Here is a 20823-nt window from a genome sequence, read left to right on the forward strand (position 1 = left end):
GCATGGAGATGTGGGGTGACCTCGCCGCGCGGTACGTCGACTTCGCGGCCTACGCCGACGGCGACTCCGCCTGCTTCGCCGACTGGGCGCGCCACGTGGCCGACGACCCCGAGGTGCTGGCCTGGATCGGGGCGCTGCCCGACGCCCGGCGCCAGCCCAACCTGGTGCTGGCCGCTGCCCGCTGGCACGGTGTGCCGGCTCCGGGGCCCTACTCCGCGCTGCGCGACGCGCTGCTCGCCGACGGGGGCGCCGTGCGCGCCACGATCCTGTCGCGCACCACGCAGACCAACGAGGTGCGCCGCCTGGCCACGCTGCGCCCCGCCCTCGTGGCGGCGACCCGCGGCGACGACCGCCCGCTGGTCCTGCTCGAGGTGGGCGCCAGCGCCGGGCTGTGCCTCTACCCCGACCGGTGGCGCTACCGCTGGGACCTGACGGGAGGCGCCCGGTCGCACGGCGAGCCCGGCGAGCCCGGCGAGCCCGGCGTCGCCGTGGGCGACCCGGGCGCGCCCCTGCTCACCTGCGCCCTCGACCCGGGCGCGCCCGGTGGAGCCGGGCGCGGGGGCCTCGACGCGGGCCCCGACGGGGGCCTCGACGGGGGCCTGCGCGGGCTGCTGACCGGCCCGCTGCCGCCGGTGGTGTGGCGGGGCGGCCTCGACCTCAACCCGCTCGACGCGGCCGACCCCGACACCGTGGCGTGGCTGACCACGCTGGTCTGGCCCGAGCACGACGACCGCCGTGAGCTGCTGGCCCGCGCCGTCGAGGTGGCCCGGGCCGAGCCGCCCGACGTACGCCGGGGTGACCTGCTCACCGACCTCCCCGCCCTGGTGGAGGAGGTCGGCGGCGAGGCGCAGGTGGTCGTGGTGCACAGCGCGGTCGTGGCCTACCTCGCCGAGGACGACCGGCGCCGCTTCGTGACGATGATGCGCGAGCTCGTCGGGTCGGGGGCGTGCCGCTGGGTCAGCAACGAGGGCCGCGGCGTGCTGCCGGAGGTCACCGCCACCGGTCCCGAGCTGCCACCGGGGCGACAGACCTTCGTGCTCGGCCTCGACGGGCAGGCCCTGGCCTGGACCCACGGCCACGGCCGCAGCCTCGAGTGGTGCGCGCCGCCGGGAGGGCCGGGCGCCTGACCGGCGCCCACCCGTGGGGCCGCGGGTCGCGCGGTCAGCCCTCGAGCAGCGCCCGCAGGCCGGTGCGTGAGGTGACCCCGAGCTTGCGGTAGACCCGCGAGAGGTGCCACTCGACCGCCTTGACCGTGACCCCGAGCTCCTCGGCCACCTGACGGTTGGTGGAGCCGGCCATCGCCAGGCCCGCCACCCGCCGCTCCCGGGCGCCCAGCGGGGCCAGCACCTCGGCGGCGATGCGCCGTGGCGACTCCCCGAGGTGCTCGAGCAGGCGGCGGACCCGGCCGTGCAGGGGCCAGAGACCGTAGGTGCTCGCGAAGGCCTCGGCGGTGCGCAGCAGCGCGACCGCGCGCGGGGCACCGCCCGGGGTCAGGGCCAGCACCCCGGCCAGGTCGACGTCGACCTGGGCGGCGAGCCGTGCGAGGTCGGGTCGACCGGTCAGCAGCGCGCGCGCCTCCTCGAGGCGGGCCGTGCGCTCGGGGCCGGCGAGCAGGCTCGCCCGCGTGCGCAGCGCCCCGGCCCGGGCGTACGTCGACCCCGCCCGGTCGGCCGCGGCGAGGTGGTCGCCCACCAGCGCCTCGGCCTCGCCGCGGCGCCCGGCGCGGGCCAGGGCCATCGCCAGCGAGGCGCGCCAGGGCAGGTCGGCGGGTGCGGCGTCGGGGGCGAGCCGGCCGGCGGCGCTCGCGTGCTCCACAGCCCCGGCGTGGTCGCCGGAGGCGGCGCACAGCTCGGCGAGCGCGTGCTGACGCACGGCCTCGGGGTGGGGGTCCACCAGACCCCCCGGGGCGGCGCCGGACGTCGACGCGACGTCGGTGGTGCCGGCGCTGGTGGGGGCGGGTCCCAGGGGTGCGCTGGTGTCGAGGGCGCGGAGGGCCCGGCCGACATCGAGCGCGGAGCCCAGGTCGCCGGCGCACAGGTGGGCGTCCAGGGCCGTCGCCAGCGCAGCGACCTGCAGGTGCACGGGCAGGCCGGCGCGGGCCGCGTCGGGCCGTGGGTCGGGGTCGGCAGTGAGCGTGTCGAGGGCGGCGAGGGTCTCCTCCACCCGCCCCGCACGCAGCAGGTGGACCGCCCGGGTCAGTGACAGCGAGGCGGCGTCGGCGGGGTCGTCGGAGACGGGGGCAGCGGTCGACGCCGAGGCGGCGGAGGCGGCCGAGGTGGCCGAGGTGGAGGCGGCGGAGGCGGCGGAGGCGGCCGAGGTGCAGGCGGCGGTGGGGCCGCCGCGGCCCGCGGTCGTGGCGGCGCGGTCGGAGGCGGGCTCGGTGGCCTGCACGGACCCGCTGGATCCGCTGGACCCGCTGGACCCGAGGCGGCCCAGCGGGCGTCGCCCCTGCTGGCCGTCGAGCTGGCCGTCGCGCGCACCCTCGAGCGGGGTCAGGTCCACGGGACCGCCGCCGAGCAGGCCCCTGCTCAGCGCAGCGGCGAGGTCGGCCGGCCCGGGGTGGCGGGCGGTCGGGCGGTGCTGCGGTGACCGCGCCGCCCCCGTCGGGCGGGCGAGCGCGGGTCGGGCCGCGGTGGCGGGCGTGTCGGCCGCGGGGCCGTCCACGGGCGTGGTCCCGGCCACCGGCGCGGTCCCAGCCGCGGGCGGCGCGGCTGTGGGCGGCGCGGCTGCGGGCGGCGCGGGTGCGGTCGACGGAGCGTCCTCGAGGTGCCGGCCGCCGGTCGCGGCGGCCGTGGTGGCCTGCATGGGCACAGGTTAGGAAGCGCGACGGTCCGGTGGTGGGCGTTCGCCGGGATTGGTGTCGCCGGGAGGTGGCTCGTCCCGCAGCGGTCCAGTCAGGTCACGACCCAGGTGGGCCATGAGCGTCGCGGTGGACGGGCCGGACCGCCGGCCGACGGGCCGCGCACCGGGTCCGCTGACGGGTCCGCTGACGGGCCCGCTGACGGGCGCGCTGCCGGTGGTGGGGGAGGGCGCGAAGCGCGGGCCGCGGTCGGCCGGCCCGACGCACGCGCGCGCGACCGGCAGCAGGTCGGCGGCCAGGGCGTCCGGCAGCGTGCGGTCGAGGCCCGCTGCTCGGGCGACGTCCCAGCCGTGCACGGCGACCTCGAGCGCCGCCGCTGCCACCACGGTCGCCACGCCCAGGGAGCGGTCGGCCACCGCGACCACCTCGGCGCCGTCGCCCGGGCCCTCCGGGTCGCCGCCCACGACCGTGCCCTCCGGGCCCACCGAGCCCGCTGTATCGGTCGAGCCCACTGACTCCACCGGGCGCACCGGGCGCGCCGGGTCACCGGGCGTGGCGTCCGCCGGCGCGGAGGGGGGACGCCCTCCACCGCGGCCGCCCGAGCGCACAGCGTCCGCTCGAGCGACCCAGGCGGTCAGCAGGAGGTCGGCCCGTCGGCGTACGTCACGCACCTGCCCGACCGGGTCGGCCGTCGGACCGCACCACGGTGGGCCGGGCGGGGACGTCTGCGTCGGCCCCCCGGGATCCTGCGACGCGCCGGCACCCGGCCGACGGGCCATCTCCACGCGACCACCGGCGGCCTCGGTGAAGGCGTCGAGGGAGTCGGCGAGGTGGGCGAGCAGCGCCTCGAGGTCCCACGCGGTGCACGGCGTCGGCGCCCGCAGCAGCCCGGGTCGCGAGGGCAGCGCCGCCTCCAGGTCGTGGAGGACGACCCGGGTGTGGGCCAGGGAGCGCTCCAGCAGCTCGACCGCCCGGTCGAGCTGCGAGGTCACCGGTGGCTCGCCGGCGCGGCGACGGCCGGGTCGACCGCTGGAGCGGGGTCGCCGGGCTCGTAGGTCGCGGGCAGCCGCGCGGGCAGCCCGAAGGCGGTGAAGTCGACACCGAAGAAGGCCCGCACGTGGCGCACGCGGTCGGCGTCGAGCTCGACCACCTGGAGGTGGAAGGGCTCGAAGTCGCCCGCGGGGGTGCGCATGTAGAGACCGAAGGCGGGCTGGCCGTTGGCGGCGGTGGCCAGCATCGGCATGTCGTGGTGGCCGCCGGGGCACTGGCCGCCGATGAGGGCGCCAATGTTGTCGGCGCCGACGTACCACCCCGTGAAGGGCGGCATCTCCCAGATCGCGTCGGCGCGCAGCATGCCGACGATGCGGTCGACGTCCTTGCGCCAGAAGGCGTCGACGTAGGCCTCGAGCAGCCGCTCCTGGTCGCCGGTGAGGTCCTGCTCGACGGTGTCCTCGGTGAGGCCGCGCTGGGCCATCTGGGCGTGGGCGCGCTGGAGGGCGGAGTTGACCGCCGCGGGCGTGGTGTCGAGGGCGGCCGCGACCTCCGCGGCCGACCAGCGCAGCACGTCGCGCAGGATGAGCACGGCCCGCTGCCGGGCCGGGAGGTGCTGGAGCGCGGCCACGAAGGCCAGCCGGATGGAGTCGCGCTCGGCGACGACCACGGCGGCGTCGGGCACGGGCTCGAGCCAGGCGATCTCGTGGTTCTCCTCCAGGGCGTCGCCGGCCAGCTGGTCGGAGGTGCCGAGGCCGGCGGGCAGGGGACGGCGGGGTCGGCCCTCGAGGTTGGTCAGGCAGACGTTGGTGGCGATCCGGTAGAGCCACGTGCGCACCGACGAGCGGCCCTGGAAGTCGGCCGAGGCGCGCCAGGCGCGCAGGAAGGTCTCCTGCACGAGGTCCTCGGCCTCGTGCACGGAGCCGCTCATCCGGTAGCAGTGGGCCAGCAGCTCGCGCTGGTAGCGCTCGGTGAGGGCGGGGAAGTCGGCGAGCTCGGCGCCGCCCGTCGTCGCCGCGGCCGGTGCCGGGAGGGTCTCTGCCGCTGTCGCCGCCGCTGTGGACGTCGCTGTGGACGTCGCCGCGGGTGTCGCCGCGGGTGTCGCTATCTCGGTCATGGCCTGGTCCCTCGTCGCCGTTGCCACCGTCATCGTGCGCTCCTGTCGTCCGGCAGTCTGCTCCCTCCCACCGACCGGCGTCGACGGTCGGACTCATCGCCGTGGGGTCGGTCGTCGGGCGACGGGACCCGGTGACCGGGCCGGGAGGGGGCGCCGACCCGGCCCGGAGACGGCGGCAGAGACGGCGGCAGAGACGGCGGCAGAGACGGCGGCAGAGACGGCGGCAGAGACGGCGGCAGAGACGGCGGCAGAGRCGGCGGCATGGGGCGCCGTCCGGAGCGCTGCGAGCGGGGCCATCATGGCCGCGGGTGGCACGATCACCCACCACCACCCGGTGGGCACCGGCCACGCGGCGTGGCCGGCGCATGAGGTCGGCCCGGCGGAGTCCCGGTGCTCCGCGCGGCCTGTGCCCACACCCCGACCCGACCGGCATCCTCGACCCCGGAGTGCTTCCCCCGTGACCCGATCCTTCACGTTCCTCGTCAATCCCGCCTCGGGCGACGGTGCCGCACCCGAGGCGGTCCTGCCGGTCGCGCGGCTGCTGCGCGAGGCCGGCGCCCGGGTCGACGTCGTCTCCTCCTCGGGCCCGCGGGCGGTGGCGGCGCTCGTGGCGCGGGCCGTCGAGCGCGGTGACGTCGTCGTCTCCGTCGGTGGCGACGGCACGCTGTCGCACCTGGTCGGTGCGGTCTGCGCGGGGGGCGGCGTCCTCGGCGTGCTGCCCGCGGGTCGTGGCAACGACTTCGCCCGCATGCTGGGGCTGCCCACCGAGCCCGAGGAGGTCGCCGAGCTGCTGCTCCACGGGGCGGAGCGCCGCGTCGACCTGCTCTCGTGGCAGGCCCCCGGCGCACCCGAGCGCCTCGTCGCCGGCTCGGTCTACAGCGGGGTCGACGCCCGCGCCGCCGCGCTGGTGGACCGGATGCGCTGGACGCCGAAGCCGCTGCAGTACCCCCTCGGTGCCGTCCGCGCCCTGGCGACCTACCAGCCCGGCCGCTTCCGCGTCGTCGTCGACGGCGCGGTCGCGGAGTACGCCGCGGCCACCGTCGTCGTCGCCAACTCCGGCTACTACGGCCAGGGCATGCGCATCGCCCCGTCCGCCCGCGTCGACGACGGGCTGCTCGACGTCGTCGTGGTCGAGGCGGCCTCGCGCCTGGAGCTCATCCGGCGGTTCCCGCGGATCTACGGCGGCTCCCACGTCGAGCTGCCCGAGGTCACGGTGCTCACCGGGCGACGCGTCGAGATCGCCGCGGACTCCCGCGTGCCGGTCGGCGCCGACGGCGAGGCCCTGGGGGAGCTTCCTGGGCTCGGCGGTCCGCCTGCTGTGCCTGCCGTGGTCGAGATACGGCCCGGGGCGCTCCGCATCATCGGCTGAGACGACGGCCTCGCCCGCCTCGCCTCACCCCGCCTCACCCCGCCTTGCCCCGCTCCGCCTCGCCCCGCCCGCCCTCACCTGCCTGCCCGGTCGCCCCCTGGCCCCGTCACCCTGGTCGCCCCTTCCGCCCGGGCGGTCCGCGCTCGGCAGTCGCCGGCGCCGGTGGCGGGCGCGGCGCGGGCTCAGAAGCCCCTCGGACGGCGACGTGTCTGCGGTTGAACGAACGTTCGATCAACCCCAGGATGCGTTCGCGCCAGGGGGCCGCGGGCCGTCGGTGGGGTCGGCGGCGGGTGGCGGCCCCTGGTCTCGGGGCAGGACGCTGCGCAGGAGATCGGGCAGGTCGCCGATCGACCCGCGGTCCTCAGGCGCCGGGGACGCTGCCGGCCCCCTCCGGTCATCAGGTCCCGGGGGCACGCCGAGCCGCGGGGAGGCGCCTGGACCCGCGATACCGGGTCCGGTCAGGACCGGAAGGACCAGACCAGCAGCTCGGTGGGCACCGCGGCGGTGACCTCGTGGGCCGGCTCGTCGACGAAGAGGAAGGCGTCGCCGGCCTGCACCGGCTCAGCCAGCGAGGAGCGCACCAGCGCGCCACGGGACACGAAGGCGTGCACCCGCGCGGCCTCGGGCAGGGTCGTGGTCCCGCCCGTGCCGAGCCGCACGACGTCGAGCCGTGCCCCGGCCACACCCGGCACCTCGAGCGAGGTGGCGTCGGGGTGCACGGCGTACGACGGGGTCGCGCCGGGCTCGTCGGGGCGCAGCCACACCTGCACGAAGCGCACCGGGCCCGCGCCGCTGACGGTGACCTCGCTGTGGCTCACGCCGGCGCCGGCGCTCAGCAGCGCCAGCGACCCGGCTTCGACGCGCACCGGCTCCGCCGCCGCGCCTGCGCCGTCGGGGTCGGCGTGGGTGTGCTCCAGCGCGCCGCTGACGACGTAGGTGACGATCTCCAGGTCGGTGTGGCGGTGGGCCTCGAAGCCGGTGCCGCCGCGCAGGTGGTGGTCGTCGTGGCACACGATCGGGCCGAACGAGAGCCGCTCGGGGTCGTAGTGCTCGCCGAAGGCGAAGGAGTGCTTCGTCTCCCGCCCCGCGGCCCGGCTGACGAAGCGGACAGTTCCCCGACGGATCTCGACGCTCACGGGCATCATTGTGCCCGTGCCGTCCCCCCACCGGCCCGGCGACGGGTCCCTGCCCGTGCTGCCCCCGGGTTTCGCCGTCGGCGTGGACGCCGACGGGCTCGGGCTGACCCGGGCCCCGGGGGCGCGCGACTGCGCCACCGCGGCCTCCGACGTACGCCGGCTCGCCGGGCTCGGCGTGACCTCGGCCCGCGTCGCGCTCTCGTGGCAGCGGCTCCAGCCGAGCGGCGCGGGGCCCCTGGAGGAGGCCGAGGCCCGCCACGTCGACCTCCTCCTCGACGCCCTGGCCGCCGCCGGGATCCGACCGTCGGTGACCCTCCACGACGGCGTGCTGCCCGAGCCGCTGCAGGCCGACGGCGGCTGGCTCAACCGCGGCACCGTCGACCGCCTCGCCGACCTCGCCGCCCTGGCCGGTGAGCGCTGGGGCGACCGCGTCGAGCACTGGGTGCCGGTGGACCAGCCCGCGCGGCTGCTCGTCGAGGGCCACATGACCGGTCGCGCGGCGCCCGGCCTCAGCCTCGCCTTCGACGCCCTCCCCGTGGCCCACCACCTGCTGCTCGCCCACGGGCGGGCCGTCCTCGCCCTGCGCGCCACCGCCCGCGGGCGGTCCCCGGTCGCGCCGCCGGGCAGCCCCGGCCCCCTCGCCGACCCCGCCACCGCTGCCGACCCCCTGGCCGACCCGCTGGCCGACCCGCTGGCCGACCCCCTGGCCGACCCCCTGGCCGACGGGGCGGCCACCGGCCCGAGCATCGGCTGCGCCAACCACCACGCACCCATGTGGCCCGCCAGCGAGGACGTCGCCGACGTCGCCGCCACCAAGCTCCACGACGCCCTGTGGAACGCGCTCTTCCTCGAGCCGATGCTGCTGGGCCGCTACCCCGTCGACCTCCAGCCCCTCCTCGAGGAGGTCGTGCGCGACGGCGACCTGGCCACCATCCGCCAGCCCCTCGACTTCTACGGCGTCACCTACGACAGCCCGCTCAAGATCGGCATCGCGGGGGAGGAGTCGGAGGTGCCCTTCGAGCGCTGCGAGCTGCTCGGCTACCCCGAGACCGACGCCGGCACCCCCGTCGTGCCCGACGCCCTGCGCGAGTGGCTGATCATGTTCCGCGCCCGCTACCGCGCCGCCCTCCCCCCGCTCCAGGTCGCGCTCGCGCCCGCCCCGTACGTCGAGCCCGCGACCCCCGCCGACGCGGGCACCCCCGAGGCCCCGGTCGTCCCCGGCGTCCCCGGCGGCCCCATCGCCCCCGTCGACCCCCGCACCAGCCGCCTCGAGGGCCACCTGCGGGCCGTGGCCACCGCGGTGCAGCGCGGCGTCGACGTCCGCGCCCTCCACGTCGGACCGCTGCTCGACCAGGGGTCGGGGCCCGCGACCGACGCCGGGCCCGCCGGCCCGCTCGCCCCGGTCGGCCTGCTGGCGGTCGACCCGGTCGACGGCGCGCGCACGCCGCGCCCGGCCTACCACTGGCTGGCCGCCGTCGTCGGAGCCCAGACCCGCTCCCTGGGCTGAGCGGCCGCCGCGTCCGGGCGGGCCCCCGCGCCGCGCACCACCCGCGACGACGACCCGCGACGACCCCGCCGGGGGCCACGCGTCGTTAGGCTGTCGCGCATGTCGTCCGAGACCCCGGGGTCCACCCCCACCCCCGAGCCCGTCTCCGACCCCGCGGCGCCCGCCGGCGCCGCCGCGCCGGCCGCCACGCCGGACGCGGCGACGGCCGACCCGCTGGCCGACCCGCTGGCCGACGCGCCGCCCGCGCCCCGCCGGATCGTCTTCGTGGTCGGCTCGGGCCGCAGCGGCACGAGCACCATGGCCGGCACCCTCCAGGCGCTCGGCATGCACGTGCCGCAGCCCGAGGTCGTGGCCGACGAGACCAACCCCAAGGGCTTCGGCGAGCCGCAGTGGGTCGTGGACTTCCACGACGAGCTGCTGAAGCGGTGCAACGTGCAGGTCTCCGACGGCCGGCCCTCGGCGTGGTTCGACTCGGGCAAGCTGGCCACCTTCGGCCCGCTGCGCACCCGCCTGCACACCTGGCTGGAGGAGCAGTTCGTCGAGGGCGGCCCCGAGCTGGTCGTGAAGGACCCGCGCATGGCGTGGTTCCTCGGCCTGTGGCGCGCGGCCGCGCTGCGCTGCGACGCGACGCCGGCGTACGTCACTATGCTCCGCCCGCCGACCGAGGTCGTGGGGAGCAAGCAGAAGTACTACTCCTCGAAGTTCGGCGAGATCAGCCGCACCGCCGCCTGGGTCAACATGATGCTCCACACCGAGCGCTCCACCCGCGGCTCGGTGCGCGCCTTCGTGCGCTACGGCGACCTGCTCCAGGACTGGACGGTGCCGGTCTTCGGCGTCGGGCAGCGCTTCGACCTCGACGCGGTGAAGTCGGCCTCGGCCAACGACATCCGGGCTGTGCACCAGTTCATCGACCCCAACCTGCGCCGCGTGCAGCTGACCTGGGACGACGTCGAGGTGCCGCGGCGCCTGCGCGAGATCGCCCAGGAGTCGTGGCTGGCCCTCGACCGGCTCGCCGACGACGACGGCGACGTCGCCGCGACCCACGAGCGGCTCGACGAGCTGCGCGCCGCATACGCCGAGCTCTACGACGAGTCGGCCGCCATCGCCGAGTCGGCCGCGCTCGCCGCGCGCCGCGAGGCCCTGGCCAGGGTCGCGCCGCCGCAGACCTCGAGCGCCGCCGGCGGCGGGCGCGCCGAGAAGGTGCCCCACAAGGTGCGCGCCCTGGTGCCGCCCTCGGTGCGCCGGGGCCTGCGCAAGGCCGCGGGCAGGTCGCGATGAGCCCGGTGCGCGGCGCCGACATCCCCTGCCTGGAGGGCGACCCGACCTACGACGTGCGCTGGCCGTGGCGCCAGGGCCGGCTCACCCCCGGGCTGACCTGCGTCTTCCGGATGCGCAACGAGGCCCACAACCTGCCGTGGGTGCTGCCCGGGATGCTCGAGGCGGTGCAGCACGTCATCGTCGTCGACAACCTCTCCGACGACGGCACCGCCGAGGAGGCCCGCCGCATCGCCGACGAGCTCGGCGCCGGTGAGCGGCTCACCGTGCTCGACTACCCCTTCCAGGTCGCCCGGGCCGGCACCGAGCACCTCGCCACCCCGCCCGACTCGGTGCACTCGCTGACCCACTTCTACAACTGGTCGCTCTCCCAGGTCCGCACGTCCTACTCGATGAAGTGGGACGGCGACATGGTGCTCACCCGCGAGGGCGTCGCCCTGCTCGCCGACCTGTCGTGGCAGCTGGAGGAGTCGGGGGCCGTGGTCGCCCTGCCGCGCCACCCGCTCACCGTCGAGAGCGACTCGGTGGCCTGGCTCGACCTGGGCTACCGCTTCCTGGAGCCGTGGGTCTACCCGATGGGCCCGGAGTTCACGTTCGTGAAGGCCTTCGAGTGGGAGGTGCGCGAGTTCCCCGACGACTCCGACCGCATCATCGCCCCCGAGGGGATGGTCGTGGAGCTGAAGTGGCTCGACCGCGACGAGTTCACCCACTGGACCTCGACCACCGACTTCGACTCCTCCCGCGCCCCCCGCAAGCGGCGCGAGTGGGAGGTCTTCACCGCCCTGAGCGAGGGCCGCGGCGAGGAGCTGCTCGGCCTGCACCGCATCGAGGCGCCCCCCGGCGTGCACGTGATCGACCACGTGACCCGCACCTGGCTGCCCCAGGCCCCCCGCCCGCTCGTGCGGCGCCGCGGCCGCTTCAACGTCTGAGCCGAGGGGTCCGGCTGCCGCCGCTCAGGGCCGGCGGCCCATCCCCCGCACGGTGAACCCGTGCTCGCGCCACAGCGCGGCGTCGAGGGCGTTGCGCCCGTCGAGCAGCTGCTTGCGCCGCACGACCCGGCCCACCTCGGCCACGTCGACCTCGCGGTAGTCGCTCCACTCGGTGAGGTGCAGCAGCAGGTCGGCGTCGCGGCAGGCCTCGAGCGGGGAGTCGGCGTAGGTCAGCGTCGGGTACGCCGCGCGCGCCGTGCCGCCCGCGGCGGGGTCGTGCACTGTGACGGTCGCGCCGCGCAGGTGCAGCCTGCCGGCGATCGAGAGGGCCGGTGAGTCGCGCACGTCGTCGCTGTCGGGCTTGAAGGCCGCGCCCCACACCGCGATCCGGGTGCGGGTGACGCTGCCGCCGAGCAGGGCGGTGGACAGCTGCACGACGCGCTGGCGCTGGCGCTGGTTGATGGCGTCGACCTGGCGCAGGAAGGACATGGTGTCCTCGACCCCGAGCTCGCCGGCGCGGTGGACGAAGGCGCGGATGTCCTTGGGCAGGCAGCCGCCCCCGAAGCCGATCCCGGCGCGCAGGAAGCGGTGGCCGATGCGGGCGTCGTGGCCGAGGGCCTCGGCGAGGTCGACGACGTCGGCGCCGGCGGCCTCGCAGACCTCGCTGACGGCGTTGACGAAGGAGATCTTGGTGGCCAGGAACGCGTTGGCGGCGACCTTGACCAGCTCGGCGGTCGCGGGGTCGGTGACCACGAGCGGGCAGCCGGCGTCGACCTGCGGGGCGTAGAGCTCGCGCAGCAGCTTCTCGGCCCGCTCGGAGGCGACGCCGACCACGACCCGGTCGGGGCGCAGGGTGTCGGCGATCGCGAAGCCCTCGCGCAGGAACTCCGGGCTCCAGGCCAGGTCCACGTCGTCGGGGGCCGGGCAGAGCGCGGCCAAGGTGGCGGCCAGCGAGGCGGCCGTGCCGACCGGCACCGTGGACTTGCCGACGACCAGGGCGGGCCGGGCGAGGTGGGGGGCCAGCGACGCCACCGCGGCCTCCACGTGGGAGGTGTCGGCGCCGAGGCTGTCGCCGCGCTGCGGGGTGCCGACGCAGACGAAGTGCACGTCGCCGAAGGCCCCGGCCTCGGCGTAGGAGTCGGTGAACCGCAGCCGCCCCGAGGCCACGTGGCGCGCCAGCAGCTCGGCCAGGCCCGGCTCGTGGAAGGGCACCCGCCCGGCCTGCAGTGAGGACAGCCGCGCGGGGTCGACCTCGACGCCGAGCACCTCGTGGCCCAGCTCGGCCATGCAGGCGGCGTGGGTGGCGCCGAGGTACCCGCAGCCGATCACCACGAGGCGCTGGCGCGACTCGGGCGGCAGCTCGACGGTGCCGGTGCCGGTGCCGGTGCCGGTGCCGGTGGCGGGGGAGGGCCGGCCCGTCGGCCGGTTGGTCGCGGGCGTCGCCGGGAGGGTCATGGCCCCAGTCAGACGCCCCCGCGGATCAACGAGGTGACAGCGCCACGGCCAGGCGACGAACGATCTCCGACAGCCGGGTGGCGCTGGTCGCGACGTTGAGCCGGGCGTGACCGGCCAGCCCGGGGTGGTAGTCGTGGCCGGGCGCCAGCCGCACCCGCCCGCGCTCCAGGGCCACCGCGGCCGGGTCGTCGTGGCCGCAGGACCGCAGGTCGAGCCAGGCGAGGTAGGTCGCCTCCAGCGGCCGCATCCGCGCCGCCGGCAGGTGCTCGGCCAGCAGGTCGGCCAGCAGGGTGCGCTGCTCGTCGAGGCGCACCAGCAGCGCGTCGAGCCACGCGTCGCCCTCGGTGTAGGCCGCCACGGAGGCCACGACGCCGAGGGAGGACCAGGAGTCGTTGCGCACCATCGGCACCGCCGTGAGCCGGGCGTGGGTGGCGGCGTCGCCGCTCACCACCTGCGCGCACTTCAGTCCCGCGGTGTTGAAGGCCTTGCTCGCCGCCACCAGGGCCACGGCGTGGTCGGCGGTGCCCTCCAGCGAGAGGTACGGCACGTGCTCGGCGCCGGGCAGCACCAGCGGCGCGTGGATCTCGTCGCTGACCACCCGCGCACCGTGGCGCACCACCAGGTCGCGCACGGCCTCCAGCTCCGCACGGGTGGGCACGTGGCCGCAGGGGTTGTGCGGCTGGGTCAGCAGCAGGGTGCGCGCCCCGCGCTCCAGCAGCCGCTCGAGGTGGTCGAGGTCGAGTGCGTAGGCGTCGCCGTCGGGGGTCACCGGCAGGTCCCACCGCTCGCGTCCGGTCACCCCGGGCAGGTCCAGCTGGGGTGCGTAGGCCGGCAGCGGCAGCACCACGGGGCCGGGGTCGCTCAGCGCGTCGAGCACCAGCCGCACCCCGGCGCTGACGTCGACGGTCGGCAGCACCAGCCCGGGGTCGACCTCCCACCCGTGGCGGCGCCGCGCGAACCCGGCGTACGCCGCACCGAGCGCGCCGCCGTCGTGCTCGAGCGCGGGGTAGCCGGTCACGCCGCGCTCCACCGCCTCGTGCAGCGCCCGGGTGATGGCCGGCGCCACCGCGTAGTCCATCTCGGCCACCCAGGCCGGCAGCACGTCGTCGGGCACGGCCCACTTGTTGACCAGCGCGGCGCGCGCCTCGGCGTCGGTGAGGTCGCGGATCATGCCCCGACGCTAGCGTCCGGGCCCGGCGGTCTGCTGCCGGCGGCGCCGGCGGCGCCGGTGCGGCCGGAGCGGGGGGAGCGGGCGGTGCGGGCGGTGCGGGCGGTGGGAGCGGTGAGGGCGGGGCGGGGCGCGCGTCCGGTGGACCCCTCCTCGCGTGCTGCGGACGCCGCCCTCGATAACAGTCAGCGTTGACCGTCATGGCCCTCGCCTCCTACCGTGGCCCGACACCGACCCGAGGAGACTCCCCGTGCCCGCAGACCCCACCCCCGCGTCCCCCGCCGCCGCAGGAGCCGCCCCGCTCGCCGGCCGCACCCTGCTGATGTCGGGCGGCAGCCGCGGCATCGGCCTGGCCATCGCGCTGCGCGCGGCCCGCGACGGCGCCAACGTGGTGATGCTGGCCAAGACCGCCGAGCCCGACCCGCGCCTGGAGGGCACGGTGCACACCGCAGCGGCCGAGATCGAGGCCGCCGGCGGGCAGGCCCTCGCGGTGGTCGGCGACGTACGCAAGGAGGAGGACGTGCGGTCGGCCGTCGACCAGGCCGTCGAGCGCTTCGGCGGCATCGACGTCGTGGTCAACAACGCCTCCGCGCTCGACCTGTCGTCGACCAGCGACATCGCGATGAAGAAGTACGACCTGATGATGGCCATCAACGCCCGCGGCACGTTCCTGCTGTCGAAGACCGCGCTGCCGTGGCTCGAGCGCTCCGACCACGCCCACGTGCTGACGCTCTCGCCGCCGCTCGACCTCGACCCGCGGTGGGCGGGGAAGTACCTCGCCTACACGATGGCGAAGTACTCGATGAGCCTGGTGACCCTCGGCCTCGCCGAGGAGCTCAAGGACCGCGGCATCGCCGCCAACTCGCTGTGGCCGCGCACCATGATCGCCACCGCTGCCGTGCGCAACCTGCTCGGCGGCGACGAGGCCGTCGCCCGCTCGCGCACCCCTGAGATCGTCGCCGACGCCGCCCACGCGATCCTCGCCCGCGACCCGCGCGCCTGCACCGGCCACTTCTACATCGACGACGAGGTGCTCGCCGAGGAGGGCGTCACCGACCTCTCGGGCTACCGCGCCGGCCCCGGCGACGGCCCCCTCGAGGCCGACCTGTTCCTCGACCCGCTGGACTGAGCGTGGCCGGCGACGGCGGCGGGGGGCCCCGCCCGAACGACGGCGAGGGTCGCCGCCGGAGCGGCGCCGCAAGCGCGAGGAGCACCGGGACCGGCGAGAGCTCGTCCGGGAGCGCCGGGGCCCCCCGCGGGGCCGGCAGCAGCGGCGGCGGCGCGGGTCCCCGCGGGGGCAGCGGGAGCTCCGCGGGGGACGCGGTCGGTCTCCGTGGCGCGGCTGGAGCGGGTGTCGCTGCTGGAGCTGGCGGCGCTGGCGGCGCTGGCGGATCGGCGGTCGGGCGCGCCACCCGCCGTCCGAGCCTGGTCACCCGCCAGCAGGTCCTCGACGCGGCCGTGCGGGCGCTGGTCGAGCACGGCTACGCCGGAGCCTCGACGCTGCGCATCCAGCAGCTGGCCGGGGTGTCGCGGGGGCGGCTGCTGCACCAGTACCCGTCCCGCGACGACCTGCTCGTCGCCGCCGTCGCCCACCTCGCCACGGCCCGCATCGCCGCCCTCGGCGCCCGGGCGACGTGGCCGGCCGACCCCGGGGAGCGCATCGACGCCGCCGTCGCGGTGCTGTGGTCGACCTACCGTGAGGACTACTTCTGGGCCGCGACCGAGCTCTGGCTCGCCGCCCGCCACACCCCCGCCCTCGCGCAGGCGCTGCGCACCGCCGAGCGCGCGGTCGGCGAGCAGGTGCGCGCCGCGACCGACCGCATGCTCGGCGCCGACCTCGTGGCGCTCCCGTCGTACGCCGCGACGCGGGAGCTGCTCAACACCAGCATGCGCGGCGTCGCGCTCACCTACGCCTTCGACCACCGGCCCGCCGCCACCGACCCCCACGTGGGCCTCTGGTCCGCCCACGCCCGCGCGGCCCTGCTCGGCTGACCCCGCGACCCCGTTGGCCCGTGCGGGTCTGGGCCGACAGGTGCGGGTTTCACCAGCCGACCGGTGAAACCCGCCGCGCCGTACCGGGGGCGCGCCGGGACCGCGCTGAAGTGGCGGCATACGACGAGCCCGAGGCCGGTGGACCTGTCGTTCGCCGCCACTTCCCGGCCGCCGGCCTCAGCGCCGCGGCGGGTGATCGCGCGGGCCCGCGTCGGTGTTGCTCGGCAGCCCTCGGGTCCGTCGGCCCGTGCGGGTCTGGGCCGACAGGTGCGGGTTTCACCAGCCGACCGGTGAAACCCGCCGCGCCGTACCGGTGCCGAGGGCTGGAGTGGCGGCATACGACGAGCCCGAGGCCGGTGGACGTGTCGTACGCCGTCACTTCCCGCACGCCGGCCCCCGCCGCGCGAGACCGCGCGAGGGCGAGAGCCGGAGTCCCACCAGCCACCTGCGTCCCACCTGTCGGCCCGGACCCGCACTGGTCGGCCCACGCGCGGGCCGACCAGTGCGGGTTTCGCCAGCCGACTGGCGAAACCCGCAGCAGCCTCAGAGCCCCGCCGCCACCCGGGTCCCCTGCTCGATGGCGCGCTTGGCGTCGAGCTCGGCGGCGACGTCGGCGCCGCCGACGAGGTGGGCGGTGACGCCGGCGGCGACGAGGTCGTCGTAGAGGTCGCGCACCGACTCCTGGCCGGCGCAGAGGACGACGTGGTCGACGGGGAGCACGGTCTCGACGCCGTCGACGGAGTAGTGCAGGCCGGCGTCGTCGACGCGGTGGTAGGTGGCGCCGGCGACCTGGGTGACCCCCGACTGCTTGAGCACGGCGCGGTGGGCCCAGCCGGAGGTCTTGCCGAGGTCCTTGCCGATCATCGTGGTCTTGCGCTGCAGCAGGGTGACCTCGCGCTGCGGCTCGCGGGGCTTGCGCTCGGTGAGTCCGCCGCGGTGCAGGGAGGGGTCGCCGACGCCCCAGTGGGCCAGCCAGTCGTCGAGGTCCTCGCTGGGGTCGTGGGTGAGCCAGACGCTCACGTCGACACCGATCCCGCCGGCGCCGACGACGGCGACGCGGCGCCCGGGCACGACGCGACCGGCGAGCACGTCGGCGTACGACACGACGCTGGGGTGCTCGACGCCCTCGAGGTCGGGCACGCGCGGGGTGACGCCGGTGGCGACGACGACCTCGTCGAAGCCGGCGAGGTCGGCGACCCCGGCGCGGGTGGAGAGGCGCACGTCGACGCCGAGCACGTCGAGGCGGCGGCGGTAGTAGCGCAGCGTCTCGGCGAAGTCCTCCTTGCCGGGCACGGCCATGGCCAGGCGGAACTGTCCGCCCAGCTCGGGGCCGGCCTCGAAGAGGGTGACGGCCAGTCCGCGCTCGGCGGCGGAGACGGCGGTGGCCAGCCCGGCGGGGCCGGCGCCGACGACGGCGACGCTGGCGCGGCGGCGGGTGGGGGTGAGCAGCAGGGTGGTCTCGCGCCCGGCGCGGGGGTTGACCAGGCAGGAGGCCTTCTGGTTCTTGAAGGCGTGGTCGAGGCAGGCCTGGTTGCAGGCGATGCAGGTGTTGATCTCGTCGGCGCGGCCCTCGGCGGTCTTGAGCGCGAACTCGGGGTCGGCCAGCAGTGGGCGGGCCATCGAGACGAGGTCGGCCTCGCCGGCGGCGAGCACGGCCTCGGCGAGGTCGGGGGTGTTGATCCGGTTGGAGGCGCAGACCGGCACCGACACGGCCGCCTTGAGCCGGGCGGTCATCGAGCGCCACGCCCCGCGCGGCACCTGCGTGATGATCGTGGGCACGCGGGCCTCGTGCCAGCCGATGCCGGTGTTGAGCACGGTGACGCCGGCCTGCTCGAGCAGGTGGGCCAGCTCGACGGTCTCCTCCCAGGTCTGGCCGTCCTCGACCAGGTCGAGCAGCGAGATCCGGTAGACGATCGGGAAGTCGTCGCCGACGACCTCGCGGGCGCGGCGCACCACCTCGACCGGGAAGCGCATCCGCTTGCTCGCCGAGCCGCCCCACGCGTCGGTGCGGTCGTTGGTGCGCGCGGCGAGGAACTGGTTGATGAGGTAGCCCTCGGAGCCCATGATCTCGACGGCGTCGTAGCCCGCCTCGCGCGCCAGGCCGACGGCGTCGGCGAAGTCGGAGGCGGTGCGGTCGACGGTGCGCGTCGACATCGCCGAGGGCGTGAAGGGCGTGATCGGCGACTTGCGCCTCGAGGCGGAGGCGCTGAAGGGGTGGTAGCCGTAGCGGCCCGCGTGCAGCACCTGCAGCGCGATCGCCCCGCCCTCCTCGTGCACCGCGCCGGTGACCTGGTGGTGGCTGCGGGCCTGGCGCCGCGAGGTCAGCTCGGAGGCGAAGGGCTTGAGCCAGCCGCGCCGGTTGGGGGCGTAGCCGCCGGTGACGATGAGGCCGGTGCCGCCGCGCGCACGCTCCCGGAAGTACGCCGCGAGCGCCGGCAGGTCCCGCGCGCTGTCCTCCAGGCCGGTGTGCATGGAGCCCATGACGATCCGGTTGCGCAGCGTGAGCGCGTCGGCGCCCGCGCCGAGGGTGAGCGGGGAGAGCAGCAGCGGGTGCCGGGGCTGCTCGGGCTGCTCGGGCTGCGGGGTCTGGGCGGTCATCGGTCGTCCTCCGTGGTGGGGCGGGTGTGGGCGTCGAGGTACTCCTCGAGCCACTGGGTCCAGAACTCCTCGAGCCGCACGCCGCCGCGCAGCACGAGGTACTGGTCGAGGGCCAGGCCGGTGAGGCGCCCGGGCTCGGGGTAGTCGCGCTTCATCAGCTGGCGGTAGTGGTCCAGGCGCAGGTGGTGGTCGGCCAGGTCGGCGCGCACGACGTCGAGCACGGCCTCGCGCTCGCCGAAGGAGGCGCCGCGCAGCTTGACGGCCAGCTCCGAGCGCATGGGCTCGGCGCCGACGGGAGTGGCCAGCCACGCGGCGAGCGCCTCGCGCCCGGCCGCGGTGACGGCGTACTCCTTCTTGTCGGGGCGCCCGGCCTGCGGCACGGGTGTGGCCTCCACCCAGCCGTCGGCCTCCATGCGGGCCAGCACGCGGTAGATCTGCTGGTGGGTGGCCGACCAGAAGAAGCCGATCGAGCGGCTGAAGCGCCCGGCGAGCTCGAGTCCGGCCGCGGGCTGCTCGCGCAGCGCGACGAGAAGGGCGTGCTCGAGGGCCATGCGGTCATGGTGACGTACCTATGCAACGAGTTGCAAGAGGGGGGCTCGTCATCCCTCGGAGGACCCCCGGCGCGTCCCTGGGACGTGACCGGCGTCCCGGCGCGGACCCGTCGTGACCGCGACCGGCCCGGCGCGACCTACGATTCGTCCATGCTGCTGCGCCGGACGGCCTCCCTCGTGTCCCTGCCCCTCGTGCTGCTCGCCGTCTCCTGCGCCCCGGTCGAGGAGTCCGGCAGCGCGGGCGGGTCCGGCGACGACACCTCCTCGGCGCAGGCCACGCCGGCCGCCGACCTCGACCCTGCCGAGTGCGCCGCGGGCGCGACCCTGGTCTCCGACGGCACGCTGACCGTCGGCACCGACTCCCCGGCCTACGACCCGTGGTTCACCGACAACGACCCGACCAACGGCGAGGGCTTCGAGTCGGCGGTGGCCTACGAGGTCGCCGACCGCCTGGGCTTCGGCGCCGACGAGGTCACCTGGCAGACGGTGCCCTTCAACTCCAGCTACAAGCCGGGCCCCAAGGACTTCGACCTCGACATCAACCAGATCTCGATCACCCCGGCCCGCGCCGAGGTCGTCGACTTCTCCTCCGGCTACTACTCCGCCGCCCAGGCAGTCATCGCCCTCGAGGGCACCGCCGGCGCCGAGGCCACCAGCCTGGAGGACCTGCAGGGTCTGCGGCTCGGCGCGCAGACCGGCACCACCTCGCTCACCGCGATCCGCGACGTCATCCAGCCCGAGGCCGACGCCGTGGTCTTCGAGGACACCAACGCCGCCAAGCAGGCCCTGCAGAACGACCAGGTCGACGCCGTGCTCGCCGACCTGCCCACCGCCTTCTACATCTCCGCCGTCGAGATCCCCGACAGCGTGCTCGTGGGGCAGTTCCAGCCCGAGACCGGCGAGCAGGAGGAGTTCGGGATGCTCTTCGTGAAGGGCAGCGACCTCGTGCCCTGCGTCGACGCCGCGCTGGCCCAGATGGACGACGACGGCACCCTGGCCGACCTCGAGCAGCGCTGGCTCTCCGACGTCGTGGACGTCCCCCAGCTCCAGTGACGTCCCCGACCGGCGCTCCCGCGGGCGGCGCCACCTGGACCCCGAGCGAGCGCGAGCTCGAGCGGCGCGCCGTACGCCGTGCCCTGCGGCGCCGCTCGATCGGCGTCGCGACCACGGCGCTGGTCGTCTTCTTCGCCGGCCTGGGCCTGCTGCTGGTGACCTCGCCGGGCTGGGAGCGGGTGCGCGAGTCGTTCTTCAACGGCTTCCACGCCCGCGCCTCGCTGCCCGACATCGCCGACGCCTTCCTCATCAACGTCGCGATGTTCATGATCGCCGAGCCGATCATCCTGGTGCTCGGGCTGCTCATCGCGCTGGCGCGCGGCGCCCGCGCACCGGTGCTGGCGCCGCTGCGACTGCTCGCGGTGGCCTACACCGACGTGGTGCGCGGGATCCCCACGCTGCTGCTCGTGCTGCTGATGGGCTTCGGCATGCCGGGCCTGCAGCTGCAGGGCCTGCCGACCAGCCCGTTCTTCTGGGCCACCGCGGCCCTGGTCATCTCCTACAGCGCCTACGTCGCCGAGGTCTTCCGCTCGGGCATCGAGTCGATCCACCCCAGCCAGATCGCCTCGGCCGAGGCGCTGGCGCTCTCGCGCACCCAGACCATGCGCTTCGTCGTCGTGCCGCAGGCCGTGCGCCGCGTCGTGCCGCCGCTGCTCAACGACTTCGTCTCGCTGCAGAAGGACACCGCCCTGGCCTCCACGATCGGTGTCTTCGAGGCGGTCTTCGTGGCCCGCGACTACACCAACTACAACTTCAACTACACCCCCTACGTCGTCGTGGCCCTCTTCTTCGTCGCCCTCACCATCCCGCTGGCCCGGCTCACCGACGCCCTCGGTCGCCGCTACGCCCGTCGCGAGCGGACCGGTGCCCTGTGACCGGCCCT

At 76.3% G+C, this 20823-nt stretch carries 17 protein-coding genes; 9 read left to right on the forward strand and 8 right to left on the reverse strand.

The window, feature by feature from the left end:
- The first annotated feature begins 2 nt into the window (after positions 1-2).
- Positions 3-1127 (forward strand): DUF2332 domain-containing protein, encoded by a 1125-nt coding sequence (locus tag ASF50_RS16050; protein WP_056905161.1) that lies wholly within the window; start codon positions 3-5, stop codon positions 1125-1127.
- A gap of 34 nt (positions 1128-1161) precedes the next feature.
- Here the strand turns inward: ASF50_RS16050 and ASF50_RS19955 are convergent, their stop codons facing one another.
- The 3 genes from ASF50_RS19955 to ASF50_RS16065 are packed head-to-tail and all read right to left on the reverse strand — an operon-like array spanning position 1162 to position 4907.
- Positions 1162-2805 carry a helix-turn-helix transcriptional regulator gene (locus tag ASF50_RS19955; RefSeq protein ID WP_156718345.1) on the reverse strand — a complete coding sequence of 548 codons (1644 nt, stop codon included), beginning with the start codon at positions 2803-2805 and terminating at the stop codon, positions 1162-1164.
- 9 nt (positions 2806-2814) lie between these two features.
- Complete coding sequence (locus tag ASF50_RS16060; protein WP_056905163.1) at positions 2815-3792, reverse strand: hypothetical protein; 978 nt, start codon at positions 3790-3792, stop codon at positions 2815-2817.
- Complete coding sequence (locus ASF50_RS16065; RefSeq protein WP_082503294.1) at positions 3789-4907, reverse strand: sigma-70 family RNA polymerase sigma factor; 1119 nt, start codon at positions 4905-4907, stop codon at positions 3789-3791. Before ASF50_RS16065 ends, ASF50_RS16060 begins: the two co-directional genes overlap by 4 nt.
- A gap of 457 nt (positions 4908-5364) precedes the next feature.
- Between ASF50_RS16065 and ASF50_RS16070 the strand changes: the two genes are divergently transcribed.
- Positions 5365-6276: a diacylglycerol/lipid kinase family protein gene (locus ASF50_RS16070; protein WP_056905164.1), complete on the forward strand. Its 912-nt coding sequence runs from the start codon at positions 5365-5367 to the stop codon at positions 6274-6276.
- A 458-nt stretch (positions 6277-6734) separates the two neighbouring features.
- Here the strand turns inward: ASF50_RS16070 and ASF50_RS16075 are convergent, their stop codons facing one another.
- Positions 6735-7412: a pirin family protein gene (locus tag ASF50_RS16075; protein ID WP_162242390.1), complete on the reverse strand. Its 678-nt coding sequence runs from the start codon at positions 7410-7412 to the stop codon at positions 6735-6737.
- 16 nt (positions 7413-7428) lie between these two features.
- Here ASF50_RS16075 and ASF50_RS16080 point away from each other — a divergent pair, with 16 nt between their 5' ends.
- From ASF50_RS16080 to ASF50_RS16090, 3 genes are all read left to right on the forward strand, one after another.
- Positions 7429-8919 (forward strand): family 1 glycosylhydrolase, encoded by a 1491-nt coding sequence (locus ASF50_RS16080; protein ID WP_156718347.1) that lies wholly within the window; start codon positions 7429-7431, stop codon positions 8917-8919.
- Positions 8920-9018: 99 nt separating this feature from the next.
- Positions 9019-10197, forward strand: coding sequence for a sulfotransferase family protein (locus ASF50_RS16085; protein WP_056905167.1), 1179 nt, complete (start codon positions 9019-9021; stop codon positions 10195-10197).
- Positions 10194-11123 (forward strand): hypothetical protein, encoded by a 930-nt coding sequence (locus tag ASF50_RS16090; RefSeq protein ID WP_056865036.1) that lies wholly within the window; start codon positions 10194-10196, stop codon positions 11121-11123. The genes ASF50_RS16085 and ASF50_RS16090 overlap by 4 nt, the downstream gene beginning before the upstream one ends.
- A gap of 24 nt (positions 11124-11147) precedes the next feature.
- Here the strand turns inward: ASF50_RS16090 and ASF50_RS16095 are convergent, their stop codons facing one another.
- Both ASF50_RS16095 and ASF50_RS16100 read right to left on the reverse strand, forming a co-directional pair.
- Positions 11148-12578, reverse strand: a complete 1431-nt coding sequence (locus ASF50_RS16095) for a UDP-glucose dehydrogenase family protein (RefSeq protein ID WP_082503298.1) — start codon at positions 12576-12578, stop codon at positions 11148-11150.
- Between the two features lie 25 nt (positions 12579-12603).
- Positions 12604-13749, reverse strand: coding sequence for a MalY/PatB family protein (locus tag ASF50_RS16100; protein WP_056865035.1), 1146 nt, complete (start codon positions 13747-13749; stop codon positions 12604-12606).
- A gap of 247 nt (positions 13750-13996) precedes the next feature.
- Here ASF50_RS16100 and ASF50_RS16105 point away from each other — a divergent pair, with 247 nt between their 5' ends.
- Together ASF50_RS16105 and ASF50_RS16110 are read left to right on the forward strand one after the other, a co-directional pair.
- Positions 13997-14875 (forward strand): SDR family oxidoreductase, encoded by an 879-nt coding sequence (locus ASF50_RS16105; RefSeq protein WP_235557712.1) that lies wholly within the window; start codon positions 13997-13999, stop codon positions 14873-14875.
- A gap of 329 nt (positions 14876-15204) precedes the next feature.
- Positions 15205-15738, forward strand: a complete 534-nt coding sequence (locus tag ASF50_RS16110; RefSeq protein WP_200920218.1) for a TetR family transcriptional regulator — start codon at positions 15205-15207, stop codon at positions 15736-15738.
- A gap of 543 nt (positions 15739-16281) precedes the next feature.
- Here ASF50_RS16110 and ASF50_RS16115 read toward each other — a convergent pair.
- Both ASF50_RS16115 and ASF50_RS16120 read right to left on the reverse strand, forming a co-directional pair.
- Complete coding sequence (locus ASF50_RS16115) at positions 16282-18336, reverse strand: FAD-dependent oxidoreductase (protein ID WP_056905168.1); 2055 nt, start codon at positions 18334-18336, stop codon at positions 16282-16284.
- On the reverse strand, positions 18333-18887 hold the full coding sequence (locus ASF50_RS16120) for a PadR family transcriptional regulator (RefSeq protein ID WP_056905169.1): 555 nt from the start codon (positions 18885-18887) through the stop codon (positions 18333-18335). The genes ASF50_RS16115 and ASF50_RS16120 overlap by 4 nt, the downstream gene beginning before the upstream one ends.
- Positions 18888-19037: 150 nt before the next feature.
- Between ASF50_RS16120 and ASF50_RS16125 the strand changes: the two genes are divergently transcribed.
- Positions 19038-19940 (forward strand): ABC transporter substrate-binding protein, encoded by a 903-nt coding sequence (locus ASF50_RS16125; protein WP_056905425.1) that lies wholly within the window; start codon positions 19038-19040, stop codon positions 19938-19940.
- Complete coding sequence (locus ASF50_RS16130; RefSeq protein ID WP_056905170.1) at positions 19937-20815, forward strand: amino acid ABC transporter permease; 879 nt, start codon at positions 19937-19939, stop codon at positions 20813-20815. The genes ASF50_RS16125 and ASF50_RS16130 overlap by 4 nt, the downstream gene beginning before the upstream one ends.
- Positions 20816-20823 lie beyond the last annotated feature (8 nt).

The organism is Nocardioides sp. Leaf307, from assembly GCF_001423135.1.
Taxonomy (GTDB): domain Bacteria; phylum Actinomycetota; class Actinomycetes; order Propionibacteriales; family Nocardioidaceae; genus Nocardioides; species Nocardioides kribbensis.

Bases quoted from the DNA above. Each gene is read 5' to 3' on its own strand.
- ASF50_RS16085 (WP_056905167.1), top strand. From the start codon at position 9,019: ATGTCGTCCGAGACCCCGGGGTCCACCCCCACCCCCGAGCCCGTCTCC.
- ASF50_RS16120 (WP_056905169.1), bottom strand. From the start codon at position 18,887: ATGGCCCTCGAGCACGCCCTTCTCGTCGCGCTGCGCGAGCAGCCCGCG.
- ASF50_RS16065 (WP_082503294.1), bottom strand. From the start codon at position 4,907: ATGACCGAGATAGCGACACCCGCGGCGACACCCGCGGCGACGTCCACA.
- ASF50_RS16100 (WP_056865035.1), bottom strand. From the start codon at position 13,749: ATGATCCGCGACCTCACCGACGCCGAGGCGCGCGCCGCGCTGGTCAAC.
- ASF50_RS16095 (WP_082503298.1), bottom strand. From the start codon at position 12,578: ATGACCCTCCCGGCGACGCCCGCGACCAACCGGCCGACGGGCCGGCCC.
- ASF50_RS16050 (WP_056905161.1), top strand. From the start codon at position 3: ATGGAGATGTGGGGTGACCTCGCCGCGCGGTACGTCGACTTCGCGGCC.
- ASF50_RS16115 (WP_056905168.1), bottom strand. From the start codon at position 18,336: ATGACCGCCCAGACCCCGCAGCCCGAGCAGCCCGAGCAGCCCCGGCAC.
- ASF50_RS19955 (WP_156718345.1), bottom strand. From the start codon at position 2,805: ATGCAGGCCACCACGGCCGCCGCGACCGGCGGCCGGCACCTCGAGGAC.
- ASF50_RS16090 (WP_056865036.1), top strand. From the start codon at position 10,194: ATGAGCCCGGTGCGCGGCGCCGACATCCCCTGCCTGGAGGGCGACCCG.
- ASF50_RS16125 (WP_056905425.1), top strand. From the start codon at position 19,038: ATGCTGCTGCGCCGGACGGCCTCCCTCGTGTCCCTGCCCCTCGTGCTG.